At 73.1% G+C, this 3,992-nt stretch carries 2 protein-coding genes; both read left to right on the top strand.

Annotation, left to right across the window (positions count from 1 at the left end):
* The coding region (locus ACZ6TV_RS55095; protein ID WP_465309748.1) for an acyl carrier protein at positions 1 to 652 on the top strand (652 nt) is incomplete at its 5' end.
* A 29-nt stretch (positions 653 to 681) separates the two neighbouring features.
* A partial coding sequence (locus ACZ6TV_RS55090) for a type I polyketide synthase (protein WP_465309746.1) occupies positions 682 to 3,992 on the top strand: 3,311 nt, incomplete at its 3' end.

Here is a 3,992-nt window from a genome sequence, read left to right as displayed (position 1 = left end):
CCCGGCCACCGCCGTCACCGCCCTCGGCCGGACCGGCGGCCACGCCACGTTGGTCGTCGCCGACATCGACTGGGAGTCGTTCGGACCCGCGTTCAGCACCACACGGCCCGCGCCGCTCATCGACGGGCTCTACGCACCGCCCGTACACGAGGAACCCGCGCGGCACGAGGACCTCGCCGGCATGCTCGACCTCGTGCGGCAGCAGGCCGCCGCCGTCCTCGGGCACAGCGGCGCCGGACTCGTCGCCCCCGAACAGGCGTTCCGGGACCTCGGATTCGACTCCCTGACCGCCGTCGAGTTCCGCAACGGCCTCGCCGCCCGGACCGGGCTGAAGGTGCCCGCCACCGCCGTCTTCGACTACCCGACCCCGGCGGCGCTCGCCGCGTACCTGTTCGGCGAGGCGACCGGTGGTGCACCGGAAAACCCCCAGCTACCGATCCTCGCGGACCTCGACAAGGTCGAGGCCCTGATTTCGGTGATTTCCCCAGAGGATGATCTGCACGCTGCCGTCCGTACCCGCCTGCATGTGATGCTTTCGAAGCTCGACAAGGCGCGCACAGCAGAATCAGAATCGGCCACCTCTCTGCAATTCGACGCGGCGACGGACGATGAGCTTTTCTCGTTCATTCACGAGGAACTCGGTCGGTCATGAGGTGAGCCCGGGCGACGGGTGGGGTTGTCATGAACGAGGACAAACTCCGGGACTATCTGAAATGGGTGACCGGAGACCTCGCCCAGACCCGGCAGCGGCTGCGTGAACTGGAGGCCGCCCAGCAGGAGCCCATCGCGATCGTCGCGATGGGCTGCCGCTTCCCCGGTGGCGTCACGTCACCGGAGGACCTGTGGCAGCTGCTGCTGGACGGCCGGGACGCCATCGGCGACTTCCCGGCCGACCGCGGCTGGGACCTCGGCGCGCTCTTCGACGACGACCCCGACCGGCCGGGCAGCACCTACACCCGCGTCGGTGGGTTCCTCCACGACGCCGCCGAGTTCGACGCCGGGCTCTTCGGCATCTCGCCGCGCGAGGCCCTCGCCATGGACCCGCAGCAGCGGCTGCTGCTCGAAACGTCGTGGGAGGTCTTCGAACGCGCCGGCCTCGACCCGCGCGGCATGCGCGGCACCGCCACCGGCGTGTTCGTCGGCACCAACGGCCAGGAGTACCTGAACCTCCTCACCCAGGCCGAGGAGAACGTCGAGGGCTACCTCGGCACCGGCAACGCCGCCAGCGTCGTGTCCGGCCGGCTCTCCTACACGTTCGGTCTCGAAGGACCCGCGGTCACCGTCGACACCGCCTGCTCCGCGTCGCTGGTCGCGCTGCACCTCGCGACGCAGGCGCTGCGCCGCGGCGAGTGCAGCCTCGCCCTCGCCGGCGGCGTCACCGTCATGTCGACCCCCGGCGTGTTCGTCGAGTTCGCCCGGCAGCGCGGCCTGTCCGTCGACGGGCGCTGCAAGGCGTTCTCCGACGACGCCGACGGCACCGGCTGGGGTGAAGGCGTCGGCGTCCTGCTCCTGGAGCGGCTCAGCGACGCCGTCGCCAACGGCCACCCCGTCCTCGCCGTCGTCCGCGGCTCCGCCGTCAACCAGGACGGCGCCTCCAACGGGCTCACCGCCCCGAACGGCCCCGCCCAGCAGCGGGTCATCCGGGCCGCGCTCGCCGCCGCCGGGATCGCCGCCACCGAGGTCGACGCCGTCGAGGCGCACGGCACCGGCACCAGCCTCGGCGACCCGATCGAGGCGCAGGCGCTGCTCGCGACCTACGGGCAGGGCCGTGCCGAGCCGCTGTGGCTCGGATCCGTGAAGTCGAACATCGGCCACACGCAGGCCGCCGCCGGGGTCGCCGGGATCATCAAGATGGTCCTCGCGATCGGGCACGCCACGATGCCCCGCACCCTGCACGTCACCGCGCCGTCGTCCCATGTGGACTGGTCCGCGGGCGCGGTGGAACTGCTGACCGAGACCCGGGCCTGGCCCGCCGTCGACCGGCCGCGCCGCGCCGCTGTCTCGTCCTTCGGCGTCTCCGGTACGAACGCCCACGTCATCCTCGAACAACCTCCCGCCACCGAGGAGACCGCCGAGTCACCCCGGGCGGTGCTGCCGGTCGTTCCCTGGCTCGTGTCCGGCCACACCACCGAGGCCCTCGACGCGCAGCTGGACCGGCTGCGGGCGGTCACCGGCCTGGACGCGTTGGACGTCGGCCACTCCCTGGCGCAGCGGTCCGGCCTCGAACACCGGGCCGTCCTGCTCGGCGACACGGTGGTCCGCGGCAGCGTCCGCGCCGGCGGTTCGGCGATGCTGTTCACCGGTCAGGGCGCCCAGCGTCCCGGAATGGGACGCGGCCTGCATCAGGCGTTCCCGGTGTTCGCGGCAGCCTACGACGAGGTGTGCGCGCACATCGAAGGCCTGCGCGACGTCGATGGGGCGGCACTCGACGAGACGCGGTGGACGCAGCCGGCCCTCTTCGCCGTCGAGGTCGCGCTGTACCGCCTCCTCGAATCGTGGGGTCTCAAGCCCGACTTCCTGCTCGGCCACTCCATCGGTGAGCTCGCCGCCGCGCACGTGGCCGGGGTGTGGTCCTTGGCGGACGCGTGCAAGGTTGTCGAGGCGCGTGGTCGCCTGATGCAGGCGCTGCCGACGGGTGGTGCGATGGTCGCGGTCCAGGCCACCGAAGAGGCGGTGCGTGCGGCGCTGGTCGACGGCGCCGAGGTCGCCGCGGTGAATGGACCCGACGCGGTGGTGGTCTCCGGCGACGAGGACGCGGTCCTGACGGTTGCCGCCCGGTTCGAGAAGACCAAGCGGCTGCGGGTGTCCCACGCGTTCCATTCGGCGCGGATGGACGGGATGCTCGACGCGTTCCGCGAGGTCCTGTCGACGGTCACGTTCAACCCGCCGGCCATTCCGATCGCGGTCACGTCGACCGGTGACGTGACCGACCCCGAGTACTGGGTCCGGCAGGTCCGCGGCACCGTCCGGTTCGCCGATGCGGCCTCTTCGCTGACCGCGAAGGGCGTCACCAGGTTCCTGGAGGTCGGCCCCGACGGCGTGCTGTCCGCGCTGGTCGACGGGATCCCCGCGATGCGGAAGGGCCGCGACGAGGTCACCACGCTCATGGCCGCCGTCGCCCAGGCCCACGTCACCGGCTGGTCCCCGGACCGCACAGCCATCTTCGCGGGGGGCCGCCGCGTCGACCTGCCCACGTACGCGTTCCAGCGGCAGCGGTACTGGCCGACGCTGCGCCCCACCACCGAGGCCGACACCGACTTCTGGGCCGCCGTCGAGTCCGGCGACCTCAGCGACCTCCTCGGCATCGACGCGGACACCCTCGGCGCGGTCGTCCCGGCCCTGACGCAGTGGCGGCAGCGGCGGCGGTCCACCGTCGACGGCTGGCTCTACCACGACACGTGGACCGAACTGCCGCCCCGCGACGTCACCACGACCGGCACCTGGCTCGTCATCGGCGGCACCGCCGTCGCGGACGCCCTGACCGCCGCCGGCATCGACACGGTGACCGCCCCGACCCTGGCCGACATCCCGGCGGGCCCGTTCGCGGGTGTCGTCGCGTCGCCCGCGGACGCCGCCGAAGCGCTCACTGTCGCCCAGGCCGTCACCGCGCCGCTGTGGTGCGTCACCCGGGACGCGGCAACGGACCCGGCCCAGCGCGCCGTATGGGGCCTCGGCCGGGTCGTCGCCCTCGAACACCCCGGCCGGTGGGGCGGCCTCGTCGACCTCGACGACGAGACCGGCCTCAACCTGCTGCCGGGCGTGCTCGGCGGCGCCGAGGACCAGGTCCGGGTCCGGTCCGGCAAGGTCCACGGCCGACGCCTCGTGAAGGCCGCCGCGGCGCCGGGCTGGCGTCCGTCGGGGACGGTCCTGGTCACCGGCGGTACCGGCGCCCTCGGCGTCCACGTCGCCCGGTGGCTGGCTGCGGAAGGTGCGTCCAGGATCGTCCTGGTCAGCCGCCGCGGTCCGGACGCCCCCGGCATGGCCGGCCTCGA

The sequence above is a fragment of the Dactylosporangium sp. NPDC051087 genome (assembly GCF_055586325.1).
The sequence above is the reverse complement of the archived record's forward strand: the minus strand, read 5'-3'. Positions and strand labels throughout refer to the sequence as shown.